Origin of the sequence: Rhizobium sp. RM (assembly GCF_013390595.1) — a bacterium.
GTDB lineage: Bacteria > Pseudomonadota > Alphaproteobacteria > Rhizobiales > Rhizobiaceae > Agrobacterium.
Window position 1 is genome coordinate 38,568 of record NZ_JACAWV010000015.1, and the last position, 20,795, is coordinate 59,362.

Here is a 20,795-nt window from a genome sequence, read left to right on the forward strand (position 1 = left end):
GAGGAGAAAATGGGTTCACTGAAACTTCCTGAAGGCAAGAAGATCGCCGTTAATCTCGGCGTCGATTTCGACGCGCAGTCTCTCTGGCTCGGCGGCTTCAACCGTCCTACACCGTCGTTCATGTCGCGTGGCGAATTCGGTGCTGAAGTTGGTACACCCAGACTGCTTTCACTTTTCAAGAAGCACGACATTCGAACGACCTTTTTCACACCCGCACATACTGTCGATACCTTCCCCACAATCAATCAGAAAGTCTTTGAGGCAGGACACGAGATCGCACATCACGGCTACTACCACGAGAACCCGACGCTGATTAGCCGTGACACGGAGCGGCGGCTTATGGATCTCGCCTTCGCAACCTACAAGAAGCACTTCGGGATACGTCCCACAGGTTATCGCTCTCCCTACTGGGATTACAGCGACAACACCCTTGATCTCATTGAAGAGGCAGGCTTCTTATACGACAGCAGCCTCATGGCGAGGGATCTCGTTCCCTACCGACCGCAGCGTTGGCAGGTTAACTGGGAATCCGGCAATCTCGCCGGCCCGGCCAGTCAAGTTCTGGAGATCCCAGTTAGCTGGTATCTTGATGATTTTCCGGCACTTGCATACACCGGCAACCAAGAAGGCATGTCCGATACCGATAGCGTTCTGCGCCGCTGGAAGGACATTTTCGACTACGGTTATGCCAATCAGGAAAACGGCGTCTATGCCATGGCGTTGCATCCGCAAATCATCGGCCAAGCTCACCACATGATCATGCTCGAACGATTGATCGAGCACATCAAAGGACATGACGGTGTCTGGTTTGCAACCTGCGACGAAATCGCCAGGGCATGGGTCGACGACGATGAAGATCGCCGTCGCATGGAGCTTCCAGATGTTCGCGGTGTTTCTCCAATGCCCAACGACTACAACTGGCCGGGCAAATAGAGCCCGCTCTACCTCATTCTTGACTCCGGTGCGTGACCGGTGAACCCTGTCACGCACCTGGCGTCACGACGCATCCTGCAGAATGAGGCGGCTGAATGAATGTATCACGCGAAACATGGCGTTGCCTCGTCGATCAACATGGGACGCTAGAGGAATTCGAGGATCGGACAGGCGCGCTGTACATTGGCGCGTTCAATGAAGTTGCGCGATATGCCCGCGCCCTATTGGCTCTCGAGTGCGACCAAATTGTCTTCCATATTGCCAATCCCCATAACCATTGGCACCGGGTGCAGATCTCGCGCGACACGACTGTGCATGGCCGCGACTTTGCTATCGTTCAAATGACACTGGTGAAGCCGCCTTTCAATCTGACGCTTCGCGAACTGGATATCTTGACGCTTGTCTCAATCGGCTTGAGCAACGACAACATCGCTGCCCGCCTGGACATAGGTAAGCGGACGATTGAAAAGCACGTCGAAAACATCTTCGCCAAAATGCAATTGTGGAGCCGCGCGGCACTGGCCAGCCACGCTGTCCAGCGAGGTATCTGCCGATTACCGACACCTGGCGGCTGCAATCGCACCGGCCTCGGCCTCAGCGATGTTGAGGATATGGCCGCACGACTACCAGACGTGAAAAGTGAGAAAGCCGCCCCTCGCCGGTCCGCTCAGAACCATATACGTCCCCTGATAATCGGCGTTCCTTTCGCCAGCGACGGTCGAGGCAAGGCGGACTCCGTCGAAATGCTGAATGGTGCGAAGCTCGCCGTTTCCGAAATTAACGAGCGAGGCGGAATTCTGGGTCGCACGGTCGAACTGGAACTGGCGCCATTCGATAGTGGCGATCTTACGAGTACCTCCAGCGCCTATCGCGACCTGATCGAAAAGGAAGTGGATGCAGTTACCGCAGGCTACGCCTGTTACTCACCCGATATCCACGACACGATGGGAGCCGTCGGCATTCCCTACCTCCACGCAGCAACCATGCATCACGCAGTAGAAAGGGTGCGTGACAGCCAATCGCGATTGGGGAATATTTTCCAGACCTGTGCGAGCGATGTGAACTACGGTCTCGGGCTTGCTCGCATGATCCAGCGCCTCGAAAAAGGCAAGCACTGGTGCACACAGAAAAAACGCCTGGCGATCGTTCAACCCGTCTGGTCGAATGTTGACATCGGCATCGATCATCTCGAGGCTGATCTGGCCAAAAGGGGGTGGCAAACCGATATCGTCAACATCATTCCCGGTTCACAGCATGCCTGGAAGAAAGCGATCGATCGTCTGCATCAAATCGATCCTGCAATCATCGTCGTTGCGTCATTTTTCGTAGAGGATGCGATCGCTTTCCAGCGTTCATTTCTCAGTAATCCACTGCGCGCGATCATCTACGACATTTATGCGCCATCGGTTCCGCAATTTCAGGAGGAACTCGGAGCCTCTTCGGAAGGCGTCATATGGGCAACGACCAGCGGCCTTTATGCTGACCGTATCGGCGAGGGTTTTCGTCAGCAGTATCAAAGACAATTTTCCTGTTCTCCCGGCAGTTCACAGGCCGGGCTTGCCTATGACCGTATCCGACTGGTTACCGGCGCCTGGAGCAGAGCCGGACATCCCAGACGTTTTCAACAGGTTCTGCTCGAACTGCGTAGTTCGATTGATCGTGGCGTAAACGGATCCTATTTCCTCGGAAACCAGGGACAGGTCGGGCTCGCCTACCCCGACGATACTCCAGACCTGTCGATTAGCCAGGCTCATCTGGTTTTTCAAATACAGAACGGACGTAACGTCATCGTTGGCCCTGCGCCATTCGCCACGGGCAAAATGCGAACGCCACCTTGGTGGTCATGAGCGCTATAAGCGGAAATGGCACTAGTCTGTAGGTTCGCCTTCTCTGACGCCTGAAAGCCGGCTCAACAAGTGCATCAGGTCCGAAACTTCTGTCTTTGACAGGCGCTCCACCATCAATTGTTCCGCACCTTTAGCCTGCGGGATCGTTGCGTTGAGGGCCTTCCTACCTTCGTCCGTCATAGTGATTAACTTGCGCCGCCGGTTATCCGGATCAGTACGTGTTACAATAAGTCCCGCGGCCGTCATGCGATCAACGACATAGGTTCCAGTCGCCTTATCGATCCCGACACGTGTTCCCAGCGTTCCCTGGTCGCACATTTCCAACTCTTCCAGAACGATTAGAGCCGCATATTGGATCTGAGAAAGACCTGAGCTGACCGATGTGGACCAACTTGTTGCCGTGAGTTGGCCTGCTCGTCGGATCAAATGCATGAGAGAGGTCGGCCCGTTTGGCCAGAGCGGCGCGGCATCAATCAAGTTTTCGTTCATTCCATCACTCTCCCAGCTTGACATAGTTAGAACACGTACTAATGTCCGCTATATTAGTTCGTGTTCGAACTATTCCGTGTCTAATCCTTCTATCACGAAGAGGCCACCAACATGAAGATTGTCGTCGGGATTACCGGCGCCACAGGTGCAATACTTGGAATTCGCGTCCTTGAGGCCCTCAGGATGCTTGGCGTCGAGACCCACCTGATCGTCAGCAAATGGGCCAGAGTGACCATACAAACAGAAACGCCTCACTCGCTCGAACATGTCTTGTCGCTTGCGGACAAGGTTTACAACGAACGTGATCAGGCCGCTGCCGTCTCGAGCGGGTCGTTTCGAACCAACGGGATGATCATTGTACCCTGCAGCATGAAAACACTTGCGGCTATTCGTTCGGGCTTTGCTGAAGACCTTATTGCGCGCGCCGCAGACGTCGTACTGAAGGAGCGCCGTCGCCTTGTACTGGTCCCGCGCGAAGCCCCTTTGAATGCGATACATCTGGAAAACATGCTCGCCCTCACGAATGCCGGTGCGCAAATGCTGCCGCCAATGCCGGCCTTTTACAACCACCCCAAATCCATTGACGACATCATCGACCACGTCGTGTCGCGGATCTTGGATCAATTTGATCTCGACAATGACCTGACCAAGCGCTGGCAAGGTTCGTTAAATTTGAGCAAGGAGAAAGCATAATGCACTACAAAGATCTTAGATCTTATCTGGCGGCTTTGGATGAAATTGGTGATTTGGCACATATCACGCGTGAGGTTGACGGCGACCTTGAGCCAGGTGCAATCACGCGAAGAAGCTGTGAGCTTGACGCACCTGCGCCACTGTTTGAAAACATTCGCGGCGCAACACCGGGCTTCCGCGTCCTCGGCGCCCCTGCTGCGCGTTCGTCACGCAAGGATATGCCATATGCTCGCGTCGCGCTCTCGTTAGGTCTGCCACCGGCAGCTTCGGTACCGGAAATTGTCGATGCCCTGATCGCCACGCGAGACATTCCAGGCAAAAAACCGGTCTTGGTTGACGCGACCAATGCCCCTTGCCGACAGAACATCCTGATGGGCGATGACGCCAATCTCGACAAATTTCCCATTCCGTTCGCACACGATACAGATGGTGGCAGATACGCCAACACCTGGGGAATGCTGATTGCGAAATCGCCCGATGGGAAGTGGACGAACTGGTCCATTGCCCGCGTGATGAAAGTCGATGGAAAAAGGATGGCCGGTCTCATTGTTCCGAGCCAACATATCGGACAGATCTGGGCCGAATGGGTTAAGTTGGGTCAGCCTATGCCCTATGTCCTTGTTCAGGGTATGGCGCCTGCTATCGCCTGTGTCGCCGGTATTCCCATACCTGCAGGCGTCGATGAAGCCGATTACGTCGGAGCACTCTGGAACGAACCAATTGAGGTTGTCAAAGCGCTTACCAACGATCTTGAACTTCCAGCCAATTCGGAAGTCGTCATTGAGGGCCACGTTTCCCTGACACGTGATTGCCCGGAAGGCCCATACGGCGAATATTCCGGTTACCTTGGAACCCACTCTTCGCTTCAACCAACGTTCCATGTTGAAGCAATATCTTACCGCGATGACCCGATTTGGCCGCTTGTTGTTGCTGGCCGCCCGACGGATGAATCCCACACGATCTGGGCTATGGGAATGGCAGCTGACGCAACCGCTCTCCTGCGCGCGGCCGGATTGCCTGTGACATGCACCTGGGCGCCGGAGGAATCTGCGGTACATTGGTTCGTCGTTGTGGTGCCAAACGACTGGCGTGACGTTTTGCCAGATACGTCGACCGAAGAGTTTGCCCGTCGTGTCGGTGAAATCCTTTTCAAGGCGGACTCGCTCGTCTTCCTTCCAAAGATCTACCTTGTCGATGACGACATCGACCCAACAAAACTGTCCGATGTCGTCTGGGCAATCGCGACGCGCGTCCATCCCAGCAGGCGGCAAGTAGTGTTCAGCGACGCGCGCGTCGTCTCCCTTGCACATTGCTACGAGGACGACGAATACGAATCTGGCAAGGGACCGAAGATTGTCTTTGACACGTTGCAGCCGGCCATTGGAAAGGGTCGTCTTCGTCACGCTTCGTTCGATCAAGCCTATCCCGAAGACGTCCGCAAGCGCGTTCTCGCCAATTGGCCAACAACAACGAAATCCCCGATCTAAGAATCTTTCCGTTATTAGTCATCGCTCACAACGGGATGTGGGCGATGACATCCCGATTTCAGGAGCTGCAAATCGGCGAAAAACTCCCAAAACCGAAATTCAACAGGCGACGTCGATCACGGCGCGAACGTTATTGGACAAACACCTAAACAGCAGGAAAAAAAGCGTGACTAACTCGACCGTTATGTGGGAAGTGATGGCGGCGCCGGGCCGTGTTAAAGATTTGGTGGGTTGGCTGCGCGATGACACACGCGATCAAATCCCTCAGGTCGAGCGGCGAATTTTCGTTTCGAAAGACGACAGGGTGGTGGCGATAACATCGTGCTCACATGCTGAACTGATGCCGGCACTCAACCCACCGAATGAACTAATTCTTCGTGCACCTCATCAATGGCAATTTGAAGAAATCAGCGGATGAACGATTGCAGCTTGCGCTGCAGTGATGGCGTTGACACCAGTCCGTCTCGCGCTTCGCTGATAGAATTTGCGAGTATTCAGTGACAAGACTAGGAAAAAAGTTATGCCAGACGACTTGGTGATCTTGGTAGGCCCTGAAAATCAGGAGCTAGGCACTCATGAGAAGCTGGACGCTCATAGAAAAGGCCTAAGACATAGGGCCGTCTCCGGCTTCATATTCAACCATGACGGCCAATTGCTCTTACAAAGACGCGCCGTTACCAAGTACCACAGTGGAGGTCTATGGGCCAACACTTGCTGTTCACATCCAGCACCCGGTGAATCGTCTTTGCATTGTATGGAAAGGAGATTTCGAGAGGAATTAGGCCTTCAAACCAACCTCAAATGGTTTGGCGACTTCTCCTATCGTGCCGAGGTTGGAGAGGGAATGATCGAAGACGAATTCGTGAACGGTTTTTGCGGAATACTCTCAAGTGATTTTGAACCGAACCCCAACGAGGTCCGTGAAATCGCCTGGATTTCACCGGAGGCACTAACGAACTCGATTACTGTTGCCCTGGCGCCCTGGTTCGATATCTATCTGCGTAAGGGCTTCATTGAGCAGGCTTTCAAAGAGGCTATGGGCACCCAAAGCCTCCCTCAGTAAACCGCTCCGACCGTATTCTCCGTCTTAGCGGCTTTCAATCACGTGCGTCACTCGCACCTAAACCACCCCCTGCACATCCCGAAACGGCGGTAGCACAACGAACTCAGGAACCGAAGGGCCGCCTGAAAGTAACGGCTGGAGTTGAATTCGGAACGATGCGCGTCGATGGCTGGATTGCTGAATTCTTGCGCAAGTGGCCCAAGGTCACAGTCGAAACAGAGTACACGAACCGGCTCATCGATATCATTTCATGAAGGTATTGTAGCGATCCGCATCAGTCTGCTGGATGACTCGCAGCTTTCTGCCCGCAAGCTGGGAGGCTTGTATGTTTCTCCAGATTATCTGGGGAGTGCAGCGTCTATCCACAATGTTGATGATCTGAAGCGGCACGACGTCATCATGCACGCGCCGCGCGGCCGTCCGGGCTGGACCTTGGTGAATGGCGAAAAGACGGAGAAGGTGTGGGACGCACCACGGTGCGCCCTCGATAACACTATTGCCGCCAGAAACCTAGCGCTGTCGGGTCTGGATCGTGCAGCTTCCAAGATACATGGCCGAGCCGTATGTAGCAGAATTCGGCCTCGCTAGAGTCCTGCCCGTTTGGGCGCGTGTCCCCGTGCCGGTCCACGCCGTCTTTGCTTCGACGCGTTATATGGCCCCGAAGGTACGGGGGGGGGGGCGACGTCTGCCGCGATGGTTTCAGGAATGATGTCGAAGGCTTGAGTTGAGACGATCTGTTGCGCTCGGGGCTTCAGATTCTAAACGGGGTGAAGTCGTTCGGTCGTCAGGGGGCATCGTAGCGTTCCGGCCGTGACGCTTGCTTATAGAGCCACCTTATCGCTCGCGGATCGAGTATGCCTGCATCGCTGACGATTTATTGTCGGTTCGAGGGAACAGTGTGTTGTTCGCGGCCCGACTGTTAACATCTTCATCAAATTCATAACTTCGCTCGTGTCGCTTGCTGGAGCGCCCGCCGTCGAAGAGCGCGCGAGGCAATGCAGGCGAATGAATCCCGTCGACGGCTATCGCCCCTACGAAGAAAGATATCGTATATGACACAAACAATCGGAATCATCGGCTCCGGTCTCGTAGGTAAAGCGGTCGCGCCTCGCGACCGCGGCGGGCTACGTGGCTCTAAAGGAAGCGGACTAACCCGCCACCGTTCTAGGACGCGATGAGTTACTGCCTTCAGTCAAAGTTTATAAACTCCTCGGTTGTCGCTTGCCGAAGAGTTTTCTTTCGTGGGCTGCGGTTAGGCGGTTTGGTGACTCACATCCGCCTTTCTATCAGTGAGCACCGAACATCACCGTCCTCCTTGGCTGTTCTTTCCCGTCCTATAAATCACCTGTCCATTGACCACAGCACGCTCGTAGCCTTGCCCGTTGCCCTGATCGATCCATTGAGTTGTGTTGCCCGAGCTGTCCGTTCTGACCGGACCGCGGCTGTATTCTCGACGGTCACGGTCGCGACGATCGTATTCGCGGCGGTCAGTATTTCGGTAGTACCGGTCACGGTCGTAATTCCGATAATAGCGATCACGATCATACGAGCGATATTGGACGCTTGACGCGTAGTAACCGCCTGATCGATACCCGCCATCATCGACACATCCCGAGAGGATGCTGACGGACAACACGCACAATGCTGCGCTTAATAGTTTCATGATTTCAACTCCTAAATATAGACATTAACGCTCGCGAAGCATTCTCAGTTCCATATTCGAAGATAGCAGGATGCTAGCTTAATCAGGGCTGAACGGACCGAGTGCAAGGCTCGCTGAATCAAGGTGGGGAAACAAATGGTAGTGAGTAAGATAAGAAATGGGTACTTCGTTAAAGCTCCCAAAATCGTCAATTAAGAAGTGGGCGAGATAAAGCCGGCTGGCGTGTGTGTACAGCACACAACTTACAGGCCACCGCTTCAGCATACGGTTGAGTTGTACTACCTAGGTGAAGGCGCTTGTAAACGTGGCGGACGATATCGACGCTTCCCAAAAAACGCTCTGATTTTATAATTTGTCTGAAACAATGTTCAACCTCCTCGATACTCGAGTTGGGGTCATCCTTTGCGAGCGTGCTCGATCTCTTCGCCACGGGGCTGCCTTGGCGGGCGTCTCCACCGTTCCGGTCACGATCACTTGTCCTGAAGGGATAAAGTGACCGCGTGCGCGGTCTCAATCGCACAGAGCACGGCTCAACTGACACTCTGCGACTTCGTAGTTCGCTATGCGGAGAAGAGATTCTTGTTGTGATGTCGACACGGCAAATGATCGGATTGACCATCTTCGACGTGTTTTCGAAGCTAAAACCTTCACGTCTCGCGTGACATTTTCGGCTGGGATTGCGGAGTACCGTCATGGAAGCCGGAAAGAATTTCTGATACGGGCCGACAACGCACTCTATGATGCAAAAAACTCGGGACGAAACTCTACGAAGCTTGCTTGATTTTGCTGACGATCGTGACTTGCGGCCGATCAAACTTGGCCGAGGCGGTGCTCAATGACCTCGATATCTTGTCGTCATAAGTGCGTTGATGGTAGACCCGCGGCTATGCAGCAGTCTTCATCATTAGCAGCCGCCAGCCGATCGGGAGTTCACACGTTTTACTACAAACTGTGTGCGGGTTATCCACTGCGGCCGGAGGAACCCTCTATTGCATTGCCCTCAAAAAATCTCATCGCGGCAACGGCTGATATCATCCCTCTTGAGAAACTCCGTGGACCGGGATCCGTGTACCGTCACTTGTCCCCGCCAGAAGGTCTATCGCTGAATTTCATAATTCAGGGCCGCAGCATTGTAGAAACACACTTCAGTCTTGAGACGAATGGCACGCGGCATGAGAGCTCGTTCGCAATTCTCAGCAAGGAGTTGACGGAATTTGCCGGCACTGCAAAACACGTCCCACCTTATCCGAGGCCAGCCTTCTATTCACTCGACGAACTGATCGGAATACTCCAGTCGTTCGATGAGCTGGCACGGCTTCTTCACGGATCGTCACGGACCTCGTATGGCGGTTGAATCCACGGCCCCGGCTCTATGGGTTGCTTGACGTGTTTTAACCGTTACCTCAAGCTCGTTAATGCGCATACCATGGCACAGAATTCTGTTCCCGAGTAACGTTCCGCGAGTGGGAGACCTTCGCCTCCAATGAGGTTAAAGCGGTCGATCGGCTGATTTCCGAATACACGGCACCGAAGAGTAAGCCACAGGGTGAATACTTATTCTCCCTGTGGCTTAGATTGTGGTCGAGCCGGCCAGGCAGCGTGACGGCGAGCTTACACTAGAACGCTCGCTGCAAAGCTGGCTATGACGTAATGGACGTTACCACTCAGCAACGCTTCCGTCTTCATGACGCCAGACTGGATTTCGCCAGCGATGCCCTTCCTTGGCACGCTCGATTACGTAGGCTTCGTCAACCTCGACGCCGAGACCCGGCCGCTGGGGGATGGACACGAAGCCATCCGCATAGTGGAAGACTTCCTTGTTGGAGATGTAGTCCAGAATATCGTTCGACTTGTTGTAGTGAATTCCGAGGCTTTGCTCCTGGATGAAGGCGTTGTAACTGACAGCATCCACCTGCAGGCATGCCGCCAAAGCGATTGGACCGAGTGGGCAATGAGGAGCAAGTGCGACATCATAGGCCTCTGCCATGGTCGCAATCTTGCGGCACTCCGTAATACCACCTGCATGAGACAGATCGGGCTGGAGAATGTCGACGTAGCCGTCTGACAGAACCTGCTTGAAGTCCCAGCGAGAATAAAGTCGCTCGCCGAGTGCAATCGGTGTCGAGCAATGGTTTGCGATTTCCTTCAGAGCTTCGCGATTTTCCGACAGCACCGGCTCTTCGATGAAGAGAAGGTTGTAGGGCTGCAACTCCTTGGCTAGAACCTTTGCCATCGGGCGGTGGACGCGACCGTGGAAATCGACGCCTATGCCGACGTGCGGGCCGATTGCCTCGCGGATGGTCGCGATGGTTTCAACGGCTTTTTCAACCTTCTCCCAGGTATCAACGATCTGCATTTCCTCGCAACCGTTGAGCTTGATTGCCTTGAAGCCACGAGCCACAACGTCACGGGCATTTTTTGCCACATCTGAGGGACGATCGCCGCCGATCCAGGAATAGACCTTGATCTTGTCGCGTACTTGCCCACCCAAGAGGGAGTGGACTGGCTGGCCAAGTGCCTTGCCTTTGATATCCCAAAGCGCCTGGTCGATGCCGGCAAGGGCGGACATGTGGATCGCGCCGCCGCGATAAAATCCCGCACGATACATGACCTGCCAATGGTCTTCGATCATCATGGGATCTTTGCCGATGATGTAATCTGCAAGCTCATGCACAGCCGCTTCCACGGTCAACGCGCGGCCTTCTACGACCGGCTCCCCCCAGCCAACGATACCTTCGTCGGTTTCGATCTTCAGGAACATCCAGCGCGGCGGGACGATGTAGGTGGTCAGCTTGGTTATCTTCATTGATTCACTCTGTCTGGGATGATGGCGACTGGAGCCGCCGGATTTTAGAGGGCGCTTGCGGGATATTTCTGCATGGCGATGGCGAGATCGCGGGCGGCCATATCCAGCATGCGCTGCGAACAGTGTCTCGCCGCTTTCCCGTCACGCATGCGCAGGGCCTCTATCAAGGCATGATGCACATCAAGTGCTTCGCCGCGTGTATCGACAGCCTCGTTGGAGGCATGCAAAGAAAACTCAAGTGCCGCGCTGATGATGCTTGAGAGCTGCATGAACACCTGATTTCGACTGGCTTTCAAGACACCGGTATGAAACGCGACATCGGCCTTGGTGAATTTCTCGACATCGCCTTCAGCGTCACACATTGCCTGCCATGCAGCCTCGATTGCCGCGATTTCCTGAACGCCTGCGCGCTGCGCCGCCAACTCCGCTGCAAACGGCTCGATTGCGCGCCGTGCATCCAACACACATTGAAGAAGATCCATTTCAACGATCCGCGGGCCGATCCATTCAAGCATCTGCTGATCGAGAATGTTCCACTCTTGCTTATCGCACACCGACGTGCCGACACGAGAGCGGCCACGGACAAGTCCCTTGGATTCAAGGATTTTCAGTGACTCACGGATCACGGTACGGCTCACGCCGTAGCGAATGCAAAGCTCGCTTTCGGTCGGCAGCAATGACCCCGGGGGAAAGACATCTGCAAAAATGTCGCTCGCTATGGAACGCGTCACATTTTTTTGGACACGCGGGCGTTTTTGAACGGCATCTGCGGAAAAACCTTCTCGCTCAATCACTTCAATACTCCATCCCGAACGCGTCGCCCTGCGGTCGATCATTAGACCAATTTGCACTCAAACGCGACAATACCTGCCCAAGCGTCAAAGTCATACACTGATATTTTATTCATCATACAAATGCAATTGACGAATATGATGAAAGACACTAAACCTCATCACACTGCATCAGCAGAAGATCAGGGAGAGAGACAATGGGCATTTTCAAGACAGCCATCCTGGCTGGCACTGTCGCCGTTATCGCGGCCACCTCGGCATTCGCGGCCGACGTCAAGATCGGCTTCGTCGTCAAGCAGGCGGAAGAACCGTGGTTCCAGGACGAATGGAAGTTCGCCGAAGTCGCCGCCAAGGAAAAAGGCTTCACCCTCGTCAAGATCGGAGCTGAGGATGGCGAGAAGGTTCAGTCGGCGATCGACAACCTTGGTGCCCAGGGAGCGCAGGGCTTCATCATCTGCACACCCGATGTGAAACTTGGCCCCGGCATCGTTGCAAAAGCTACGGCCAATGACCTCAAGCTCATGACTGTTGACGATCGCCTTGTGAATGCTGATGGCAGCCCTATCGAAGACGTGCCACACATGGGCATCTCCGCGACCAAGATCGGTGAGGCCGTTGGCGAGGCTATCGTTGCCGAAGTCAAGAACCGCGGCTGGAATATCGCTGACGTCGGCGTCATTCGTGTCTCCTACGAACAGTTGCCAACAGCGGTTGATCGCGTCGGTGGTGCCGTTTCCGTTCTGAAAGTCGCCGGTTTCGCTAACGCCAATATCTTCGATGCACCGCAGGCTAAGACCGACACCGAAGCAGCACTAAACGCCGCGACGATCGTTCTCAACAAGAACGCAGGCATCAAGCACTGGGTCGCTGTCGGCCTCAATGACGAGGCCGTTCTTGGTGCGGTTCGCGCGACCGAAAGTGTTGGTATTGCTGCCGATGGTGTTATCGGGATCGGGATTGGCGGCGCGGAGTCGGCCATCAACGAATTCAAGAAGCCCGCTGCGACCGGCTTCTTCGGCACGGTTATCATCTCTCCTAAGCGTCATGGCTACGAGACCGCACTCAACATGTACGAGTGGATTGCCAACGGAAACGAACCGGAAAAGCTGATCCTTACAGCAGGTCAGCTCGCCAAGCGCGATGACTATCAGTCCGTGCGCAAAGACCTCGGCATCGAATAATCTTTCCTTCCGAAGTTATGAAGCTGGCGACCTTTTGTGTGCCGCCAGCCTTCCTGCCGGAGCGCATTCATGCAAGACTTTCTCGAATTCAAAGCGATATCAAAAGGCTACCCCGGCGTTCAGGCGTTGTCAGGCATTTCGTTCGGTGTCCGCAAAGGTGCCGTGCATGGCCTTATGGGCGAAAATGGCGCGGGTAAATCAACGTTGATCCGCCTGCTTTCCGGCGACCAGGCAGCCGACACGGGTCAAATCGTCATCGGCGGTGAGGTTCAGCACTATCACTCCGTACGGGACGCGTTCGACGCCGGGGTGATTGTTATCCATCAGGAACTGCAGCTTGTCCCCGAGTTGACAGTCGCGGAAAATCTCTGGCTCGGCCGATTTCCCGGCAAGGCAGGCGTGATCGATCGGCGTAAACTTCTCGATGTCGTTCGCCAGAAACTCGACGAAATCGGCATCGATGTCGATCCTGCCGCCAAAGTCGCGACGCTTTCGATCGGCGCCCGGCAGATGGTTGAAATCGCCAAGGCAATCATGGCGGATGCACGCGTCATTGCGCTGGACGAGCCGACATCATCGCTTTCATCGCGCGAAAGCGAAATTCTCTTCACATTGATCGACCGCCTGCGTACGCAGGGCATTGTCATTCTCTATGTTTCGCATCGCCTGGACGAAATCTTCCGCTTGTGTGACAGCATGACCGTTCTGCGCGACGGCAAGCTTGCAGCCCACCATCCTGACATGAACCATGTGACGCGCGACCAGATCATCGCTGAAATGGTCGGACGCGAGATTTCCAATATCTGGGGCTGGCGCGGCCGTGACTTCGGACCGGTCCGCCTTGAAATTGAGGACATCGCAGGACCCAAACTTATGCATCCCGCCGCATTTTCCGTGCGCCAAGGAGAAATCCTCGGCTTCTTCGGCCTGATCGGCGCCGGACGCAGCGAGCTCATGCGCCTTGTTTACGGCGCGGATGACCGTGCGAAAGGAACAGTGCGTGTAGACGGTGCTGTGGTGACGGAAAATAGCCCGCCACATTCGATCCGATCTGGCCTCGTCCTGTGCCCTGAGGACCGAAAATTCGATGGGATTGTTCAAGGACGCTCTATCGAAGAGAATATGGCGATTTCCTCCCGCCGGCATTTTTCTCCCTTCGGCCTCATCCAGCCGAAGAAGGAGGCTGATCTCGCTGACACATTCATTGCCAAACTCCGCGTCCGCACGCCCTCGCGAAAACAGGACATCATCAATCTCTCGGGTGGAAACCAGCAAAAGGTCATCCTCGGCCGCTGGCTGTCCGAGCAAGGTGTCAAAGTGCTCATCATTGATGAACCCACTCGAGGCATAGACGTCGGAGCGAAATCCGAGATTTATGAAATCCTCTACGACCTCGCTTCACAGGGAATGGCTATCGTCGTCATCTCCAGCGAGTTGCCGGAGGTCATGGGCATTACCGATCGCATTATGGTGATGTGCTATGGGCGTATCGCAGCCGATTTCAAACGGGAAGAATTTGATGAGCGGCGCATTCTTGCTGCCGCCCTGCCCGATATCACCTCCGCCAGCGAACTTCCAAGCGAACAGGTCCAGTAACAATGACGTCTTTGAAAAAACTTCTCCTGGGTGAACAGGGCCTCGTCGTTCTTTTTGCCGTTGCTTTCCTCATTGTTTCGCTGACGGTTCCGAACTTTCTGACCGAACGCAACATGCTGGGCCTGCTGCAGTCGGTTGTGACGATCGGTATCGTTGCATGCACGATGATGTTTTGCCTTGCCTCGAGAGACTTCGACCTCTCGGTCGGATCAACCGTTGCCTTTTCCGGCATGGTTGCCGTCATGGCATCAAACGCCACCGGCTCGATCGCACTTGGGATTCTGGCGGCGATCGCATGCGGCAGCGCGGTGGGGCTTATCAATGGGCTCGTGATTGCCCGTTTCCGTATCAATGCCCTGATCACAACGCTCGCGACCATGCAGATCGTGCGGGGTCTGGCACTGATCTCGTCGGACGGACGCGCCGTGGGCATAAACGACCCCGGTTTTTATCAGTTGGCCCTGTCGAAATTTCTCGGCGTCCCAACTCCGATATGGGTCATGCTCGCTACCTTTATCATCTTCGGTTTTCTCCTTAACCGCACCGTGTTCGGCAAGAATACTCTCGCTATCGGCGGCAATCCGGAGGCCTCGCGTCTGGCCGGCGTGAACGTCGTCAATATGCGGGTCTGGATCTTCATGCTGCAGGGTCTGGTTTGCGCGGTCGCCGGTATCTTGCTTGCATCGCGCATCACATCGGGTCAGCCTAATGCAGCAACGGGTCTCGAACTGTCGGTGATTTCTGCTTGCGTACTTGGCGGGGTCTCGCTTGCAGGCGGCCGGGCGGCGATGAGTGGCGTTATCGTCGGCGTCCTTATCATGGGTATCGCTGAAAACGTCATGAACCTCCTTAACATCCAGGCTTTCTATCAGTACGTTGTGCGTGGCCTGATCCTTCTCCTCGCGGTTTTGCTCGACAATCTGAGGTCTTCGGCAGCGGGACGTCGATGAGCGCCACCGAAATTTATAAACTCGATAGCGGCGATCTCGCCGTTCTCGTATCACGGCGGGGAGCATCCCTGCGGACCGTAACTTTTGCTGGAATTCCTGTGATGATTGGGGCCGGCGGCCCAAGCAACGACATGGCGAGCTTCCCGCTTGTGCCTTTCGGTAACAGGGTTGAATTCAATCAATTCCGCTTCGGTGGCAAAACCTACGCGTTTAAGTCCAACACATCCGACCCATTTTATGTTCATGGGGATGGCTGGCTTAGGGACTGGTCCGTGGAAGGGGTCGGCGACCCAAGCATCGAGCTAGCTTTCGAGCATCTTCCCGATGAGCAAAGTGCTTATCACTATCGAGCCAGACAGCGGATCACGGTAAGCGAAGACACCCTCACGCTCGACCTCTCCGTTTCCAACAAAGCGGCTGAAACCATGCCATTCGGCTTGGGTCAGCATCCGTTCTTTGTCCGTACGCCTTCGGTGCGTATTAAGGCATCCGCTGACGAATACTGGTCAGAGCGTGCGGGGCATTTGCCCGGTTCAAAGGAGGAATTTCCGTCCGATCTCGACATTCGCACCGGGGCCGGACTGCCAAAGCGTTTTATCAACAATGCATTTGGAAACTGGGAAGGAACGGCATCAATCGAATGGCCGGAACTTCGGCTTGAGGCATTGATCGAAACCACACCATCGCACGCCGTCTTGATGCTTTACGCACCGTCAGATAGGCAAGATTTCTTCTGTCTTGAGCCTATGACCCACCTTCCCAATGCCCATCATATGGAAAGCTTGGGTGGGCTAACGCTTTTGAAGCAGTCAGAAACACTCCATTCCCATACGACAATTAAGTTTCGGAGACATGATCATGGTTGAACGATTGATAGACAAGCGCATCATGATCACTGGCGCTGCGCAAGGGATCGGCCTTGCCATTGCCGAAGCGTGCGCCCGCGAGGGCGCCGCCCTGCTATTGGTTGACCGTGACAATAATCTGCTCGAAGACATGGCTTCTCGCCTGCGCGACCAAGGCGCTATTCTGCTACATCGCACCGCTGATATTACCGGCCGCACCGCGATTGAAGCCGCGGTCAATGACGCTGGAGATGAAATTGGCGAAATCAACGCTCTCATCAATAACGCCGGCGTCAATGTTTTTTCCGAACCACTCTCCTCAACAGATGAGGATTGGGATCGCTGCTTCGACATTAATTTGAAAGGTGCCTGGAACTGCTGCCGCGCTGTTCTGCCGGCCATGGTGGCGCGTAAAAAGGGTGTGATACTGAACATCGCATCGACCCATGCCTTCACCATCATCGCTCACACATTTCCCTATCCACTTGCCAAACACGCGCTGCTTGGGATGACAAAGTCATTGGGCCTTGAATATGCACACGCGGGAATACGCGTGAACGCGCTCGCGCCGGGCTACGTTTCCACCCAGAAGGTGATCGACTACTGGAACGGCTTTCCCGACCCCGAAGCTGCTAAAGCCGAGACAATGAAGTTACATCCCGGCGGTCGTATCGCGACCCCACAGGAAATTGCCATGGCCGCAGTTTTCATGGTTTCCGACGAGTGCCCATTCATGAACGCGACGTGTCTAACGATCGACGGGGGATTAAGCGTACAGCAGCATCCGGCTTGAACCGTATCACTTTACGCTTTGGCTGTATCTCGGCGACGACAGCACTTTCGTCCAATGAAGAGTACATTCTCGGCTCAAAGCAACGCGCCATCGACAAGCAGAGGTTTAGTCGCATCTACAATCGCATCGATAGCCACCCGCAAGCGCGGCAACATCGCAGGTGATGCCGGCCAGAGCGCCTGGATTGGCAAATGCCCCGCAATCCGGTCATCTAGCACCGACACCAATCGCCCGCTGGCGAGATCATCTCGCACAAGCCACCGCGGTACGAGGCCAAGACCTTCTCCCTCTTTGATGGCTGAAAGCGTCAGCAAGCTACCCTCAAGGACAAGCCGGGTTTTGGGGTGCCAGGCCAGCAAATTTCCATCAGCGTTACGGAATTGCCAAGGGCCAGGTTTACCGTTCACCGGTGAGGCGATCAGTGCGTGTTCGGCCAGATCTTCAATTCTGTATGGGATCATCCGGTCTGCAAAATAGTCAGCAGACGCGCATAGTACGACTTTTTGGCTCCCGAGGGCGCGCGACATCAACCCGTTCGTGTCAGCCACCTCTCCAATCCTAACGGCAAGATCGGTTTCACCATCCAAAAGGTCACTGGGTATCGTCGATGTTGAAATTCGAAGATCAAGGTTCGGCCATCTTCTACAGAGGCTATAAAGCGCTGGTGCTACGATCCTGGCGCCAAAGAGCGGCGGCAGGCTGACGTGCAATGCACCAGAAGGCTCTTGGGAAAGGCTTGAAATTGCGAACTCGGCGCGTTCAATCTCTCGTCGCGCTTTGAGGCAGGCATCACGATAGACGACACCCTCGGCAGTCAGGCTCAATCTGCGCGTCGAACGTTGAAACAGCCTTATCCTTAGCCTTTCTTCCAGCCGCGCTACTGCTTTTGCCACTGCAGAAGCGGAAAGCCCTAGACGCGTCGAACCCGCTGCGAAACTACCTGTTTCACAGACAGACAAAAAGACACCCATATCATCGCCGTGTTGATGCTGCATATCTTTCATTAGCGAATTTTATTCGGCAATCGAACGAAAATTATCCCTTATCGAGGATAGTAGAACGCAGCTTATGATCGCACTCATGAGCACAAATAGAACCTATGCAATCATCGGGGGCACGTCCGGAATTGGATTCGCCCTTGCCCGAAAACTGATAGAACGTGGAGATCGTGTCCATCTTGGAGGTCGCTCTCAAGATCGCTTGACCGATGCACTGTTGACGCTTGGAGATGGGGCATCAGGCCAAACGGTGGAGATTACCGAGAAAGAAAGCCTCGACCAATTTTTTGCCACAGCGCCCCTGCTTGCTGGCCTTTTCACCCCCGCCGCCACTTACAAGACGGGCTCTTTTTCCGAGGGCAACCTCGAAACCAGTGAGCAACTTTTCAAGGCGAAGTTCTGGGGACAATACTGGGCAGTCCATGCAGCCTTGCCACGTCTTGCCGAGCATGCGTCTATCCTACTCATGTCTGGAGCCGCCTCGGCACGTCCCATAGGCGCTCCGGCTTATGCCGCTTGCAACTCCGCGCTGGAGGGGCTTGCTCGTGGACTGGCCGTCGAACTCAATCCAATCCGGGTCAATTGCCTCTCTCCTGGAACAACAGACAGTGAGCTATGGCGAAACCGTCCGGACAATGTTCGAAAGCCGGCATACGAAATCTGGAGTACGCTCAACCTCGTCCGACGTCCCGCCACCGTTGAGGAGCAGGCGCATGCTGCGCTCTTCCTGCTGGACAACACCAATATGACCGGCTGCACGCTGTTTAGCGACGGCGGTTATTCCCTTCGATAAAGGTGCGCACCCGTTCCTGAAAACGCTTTGACGCCAGATGGATGAATGACATCCATTGCGGTGACTGCTGAAATCCCAGGAATGTTGTTTCACGCTGAAATCACGATTGGGCAGGATATTCCTCGGCCTCGACACCGGTGGCGATTATTAAAAACTGATGATACCCATCCTTCGTCGGGGCCTATCCAATTCTACCAATCACAGGTTTTCAAATGAGCGTTTTCGACCCAGCAAGAACAATCGATTTACAACAACAACAAAAACAACGGGTCACGAACCGTTATGGGACGGAGGCTGATTTCTCTCCCCCCTTCTGGAACGACACGATTGACGTGCTGCTGAACCACCGCACGACGCGCGCATATCTTCCTAGACCCTTACCACAGGGGAGCCTTGAACTTCTCGTCGCGGCTGCCCAGTCTGCTCCCACGTCATCTAATCTTCAGGCCTGGAGCGTCGTTGCAGTCGAAGACAACGATCGCAAAGCGCGGCTGGCAGATTTCACGGGTGGGAATGCCCACATCAAGCAAGCGCCTCTGTTTCTCGTCTGGTTGGTTGATCTGAAGCGGCTGCGCAATGTCGCAACCAGCCAAGGCAACGACGGTGAGGGACTGGATTATCTGGAGAGCTTCCTGATTGGTGTCATCGACGCCGCCCTTGCAGCGCAAAATTCGGTATCGGTAATTGACTCCCTCGGCCTGGGCTCCTGTTATGTGGGCGGTATTCGCAACAAACCCGAAGATGTCTCACGCGAGCTAAACCTTCCTGCCGACGTGGTGGCCGTATTTGGTCTTTCGGTCGGCTATCCCGATCCGGCAGTAAAGACCGACGTCAAACCGCGCCTCCCGCAATCTTCGGTACTGTTTCGTGAAACATATTCAGGCACGGAACAGCATGACCTGGATAGCTACGACGAAGTCATGAAGGTTTTTCAGGAGAGGCAGGGACTTCCCGAATATGGCTGGACAGCCCCTATTGCGAAACGCATCGAAAACGCTGAAGCGTTGAAAGGGAGAGCAGACCTCAAACAAACATTGCACCGTCTCGGCTTCAGCATCAAATAGACCGAGCAACGCAGCCTCGAAACGCTGACGGTGTTTCTGTTAGCAATCAATTTGGGCATCAGGGGCTAGCGTGGGCTCGGGCGATCGTAGACGCATCAGCATCCTGTGTTTCTGCGAGGCCCGAACATGAGCGCGAGCCGCATCCTCGGCCGCGTCTCGGTCCCTTCGCAACAGAGCTTCAACGATCGCGTGATGCTCCTCCACCGCAAGCCGGGCGCGCTCTTCCTGATCCATCAAGCTCGGCAACACCGAGCGGTGTCCCGATCTAAATAAACATTGAAAACGTCTTGCTCTCCCCGCTCACAGCGTGCATTTCGCTGCAGGCAGACCACAACGAGTCACGACACGTTCTAGAGCGGTGACGGTCAATGAGTTGCAGGAGCGAATATTTGGTAAGCCATATGCGAAATTTGGTTCCTGTCTCACTTCTGTCAGCGATGGTTGGAAGTGTAGCCGGGTCGCTTATAGTGCTAGCGTACCTGTTTGCTTCGCATCCTGACCCAGAATACTCGCCAGAGGTATATGATGTGTTGCTTTACGCTTTCCTGGTTTTGATGAGCCTTTTTGGTACTATTCCAGGCTGTTTGTTGGTTGGAATTCCGTCAGTCATCGTCACGAATAACCTGGCACCAGGCGCTCCTTTCAGAGCATCGACCCTGCTTGTTTGCGGCGCAGTTTTCACATGGGTCTTTGTTCTTGGATGGCCGGCGACGATGTTGTTCGAGATATCCTACGCAGACATCTTGCTCTTGAGCCCTTATGCTTTTTGTTCTGCAGTCGCGCTTGCCTACCTGGTGAACAGA

General features: G+C 54.7%; 19 protein-coding genes and 1 pseudogene. 14 read left to right on the forward strand and 6 right to left on the reverse strand.

Translation table 11 applies throughout. The features are described 5' to 3' along the window. Positions 1–9 precede the first annotated feature (9 nt). Together HWX89_RS14240 and HWX89_RS14245 are read left to right on the forward strand one after the other, a co-directional pair. Positions 10–933, forward strand: coding sequence for a polysaccharide deacetylase family protein (locus tag HWX89_RS14240; RefSeq protein WP_138791530.1), 924 nt, complete (start codon positions 10–12; stop codon positions 931–933). A 95-nt stretch (positions 934–1,028) separates the two neighbouring features. Next, positions 1,029–2,780, forward strand: coding sequence for a LuxR C-terminal-related transcriptional regulator (locus HWX89_RS14245; RefSeq protein WP_138791531.1), 1,752 nt, complete (start codon positions 1,029–1,031; stop codon positions 2,778–2,780). Positions 2,781–2,801: 21 nt separating this feature from the next. Here HWX89_RS14245 and HWX89_RS14250 read toward each other — a convergent pair whose 3' ends face one another. Further along, positions 2,802–3,269, reverse strand: a complete 468-nt coding sequence (locus HWX89_RS14250) for a MarR family winged helix-turn-helix transcriptional regulator (RefSeq protein WP_138791532.1) — start codon at positions 3,267–3,269, stop codon at positions 2,802–2,804. Between the two features lie 105 nt (positions 3,270–3,374). Here HWX89_RS14250 and HWX89_RS14255 point away from each other — a divergent pair. The 4 genes and pseudogenes from HWX89_RS14255 to idi all read left to right on the forward strand — a co-directional run. Then, positions 3,375–3,962: pseudogene (locus HWX89_RS14255) on the forward strand (non-oxidative hydroxyarylic acid decarboxylases subunit B); the annotation flags it as partial. Beyond that, the gene (locus HWX89_RS14260; RefSeq protein ID WP_210271408.1) at positions 3,962–5,449 is read left to right on the forward strand and encodes a UbiD family decarboxylase; all 1,488 of its coding nucleotides are present in this window, start codon (positions 3,962–3,964) and stop codon (positions 5,447–5,449) included. The pseudogene HWX89_RS14255 and the gene HWX89_RS14260, both read left to right, overlap by 1 nt. A 166-nt stretch (positions 5,450–5,615) precedes the next feature. Continuing rightward, the gene (locus HWX89_RS14265; protein WP_138791535.1) at positions 5,616–5,867 is read left to right on the forward strand and encodes a hypothetical protein; all 252 of its coding nucleotides are present in this window, start codon (positions 5,616–5,618) and stop codon (positions 5,865–5,867) included. A 102-nt stretch (positions 5,868–5,969) separates the two neighbouring features. Continuing rightward, positions 5,970–6,512: an isopentenyl-diphosphate Delta-isomerase gene (gene idi, locus HWX89_RS14270; protein ID WP_138791536.1), complete on the forward strand. Its 543-nt coding sequence runs from the start codon at positions 5,970–5,972 to the stop codon at positions 6,510–6,512. Positions 6,513–7,853: 1,341 nt separating this feature from the next. On the opposite strand, the gene HWX89_RS14275 is transcribed toward idi, so the two are convergent. Continuing rightward, a complete protein-coding gene (locus tag HWX89_RS14275; protein WP_178340769.1) occupies positions 7,854–8,114 on the reverse strand; it encodes a hypothetical protein in 261 nt (86 codons plus the stop codon). Positions 8,115–8,737: 623 nt separating this feature from the next. Between HWX89_RS14275 and HWX89_RS14280 the strand changes: the two genes are divergently transcribed. Continuing rightward, a complete protein-coding gene (locus tag HWX89_RS14280; protein ID WP_138791537.1) occupies positions 8,738–8,956 on the forward strand; it encodes a diguanylate cyclase domain-containing protein in 219 nt (72 codons plus the stop codon). 876 nt (positions 8,957–9,832) lie between these two features. On the opposite strand, the gene dgoD is transcribed toward HWX89_RS14280, so the two are convergent. Both dgoD and HWX89_RS14290 read right to left on the reverse strand, forming a co-directional pair. Further along, positions 9,833–10,981: a galactonate dehydratase gene (gene dgoD, locus HWX89_RS14285; protein ID WP_138791538.1), complete on the reverse strand. Its 1,149-nt coding sequence runs from the start codon at positions 10,979–10,981 to the stop codon at positions 9,833–9,835. Positions 10,982–11,025: 44 nt separating this feature from the next. Beyond that, the gene (locus tag HWX89_RS14290; RefSeq protein ID WP_353505685.1) at positions 11,026–11,781 is read right to left on the reverse strand and encodes a FadR/GntR family transcriptional regulator; all 756 of its coding nucleotides are present in this window, start codon (positions 11,779–11,781) and stop codon (positions 11,026–11,028) included. A gap of 188 nt (positions 11,782–11,969) precedes the next feature. On the opposite strand from HWX89_RS14290, the gene HWX89_RS14295 reads away from it, so the two are divergent. From HWX89_RS14295 to HWX89_RS14315, 5 genes are all read left to right on the forward strand, one after another. Next, the gene (locus HWX89_RS14295) at positions 11,970–12,953 is read left to right on the forward strand and encodes a substrate-binding domain-containing protein (RefSeq protein WP_138791540.1); all 984 of its coding nucleotides are present in this window, start codon (positions 11,970–11,972) and stop codon (positions 12,951–12,953) included. 69 nt (positions 12,954–13,022) lie between these two features. After that, the gene (araG, locus tag HWX89_RS14300; protein ID WP_138791541.1) at positions 13,023–14,549 is read left to right on the forward strand and encodes an L-arabinose ABC transporter ATP-binding protein AraG; all 1,527 of its coding nucleotides are present in this window, start codon (positions 13,023–13,025) and stop codon (positions 14,547–14,549) included. A gap of 2 nt (positions 14,550–14,551) precedes the next feature. Beyond that, complete coding sequence (araH, locus tag HWX89_RS14305) at positions 14,552–15,499, forward strand: L-arabinose ABC transporter permease AraH (RefSeq protein ID WP_138791542.1); 948 nt, start codon at positions 14,552–14,554, stop codon at positions 15,497–15,499. Further along, positions 15,496–16,365, forward strand: coding sequence for an aldose 1-epimerase (locus tag HWX89_RS14310; RefSeq protein WP_138791543.1), 870 nt, complete (start codon positions 15,496–15,498; stop codon positions 16,363–16,365). Before araH ends, HWX89_RS14310 begins: the two co-directional genes overlap by 4 nt. Continuing rightward, on the forward strand, positions 16,358–17,137 hold the full coding sequence (locus HWX89_RS14315; protein WP_138791544.1) for an SDR family oxidoreductase: 780 nt from the start codon (positions 16,358–16,360) through the stop codon (positions 17,135–17,137). Before HWX89_RS14310 ends, HWX89_RS14315 begins: the two co-directional genes overlap by 8 nt. Positions 17,138–17,211: 74 nt before the next feature. Here the strand turns inward: HWX89_RS14315 and HWX89_RS14320 are convergent, their stop codons facing one another. Then, positions 17,212–18,141, reverse strand: coding sequence for a LysR family transcriptional regulator (locus HWX89_RS14320; RefSeq protein ID WP_210271409.1), 930 nt, complete (start codon positions 18,139–18,141; stop codon positions 17,212–17,214). Positions 18,142–18,217: 76 nt separating this feature from the next. On the opposite strand from HWX89_RS14320, the gene HWX89_RS14325 reads away from it, so the two are divergent. Then, on the forward strand, positions 18,218–18,928 hold the full coding sequence (locus HWX89_RS14325) for an SDR family oxidoreductase (RefSeq protein WP_138791545.1): 711 nt from the start codon (positions 18,218–18,220) through the stop codon (positions 18,926–18,928). A 212-nt stretch (positions 18,929–19,140) separates the two neighbouring features. Then, positions 19,141–19,992, forward strand: a complete 852-nt coding sequence (locus tag HWX89_RS14330; RefSeq protein WP_138791546.1) for an NADPH-dependent oxidoreductase — start codon at positions 19,141–19,143, stop codon at positions 19,990–19,992. 39 nt (positions 19,993–20,031) lie between these two features. Here HWX89_RS14330 and HWX89_RS26540 read toward each other — a convergent pair whose 3' ends face one another. Continuing rightward, entirely contained in the window at positions 20,032–20,241 is a 210-nt protein-coding gene (locus tag HWX89_RS26540) for an FCD domain-containing protein (RefSeq protein ID WP_353505683.1), read from the reverse strand. Positions 20,242–20,795: the final 554 nt, after the last annotated feature.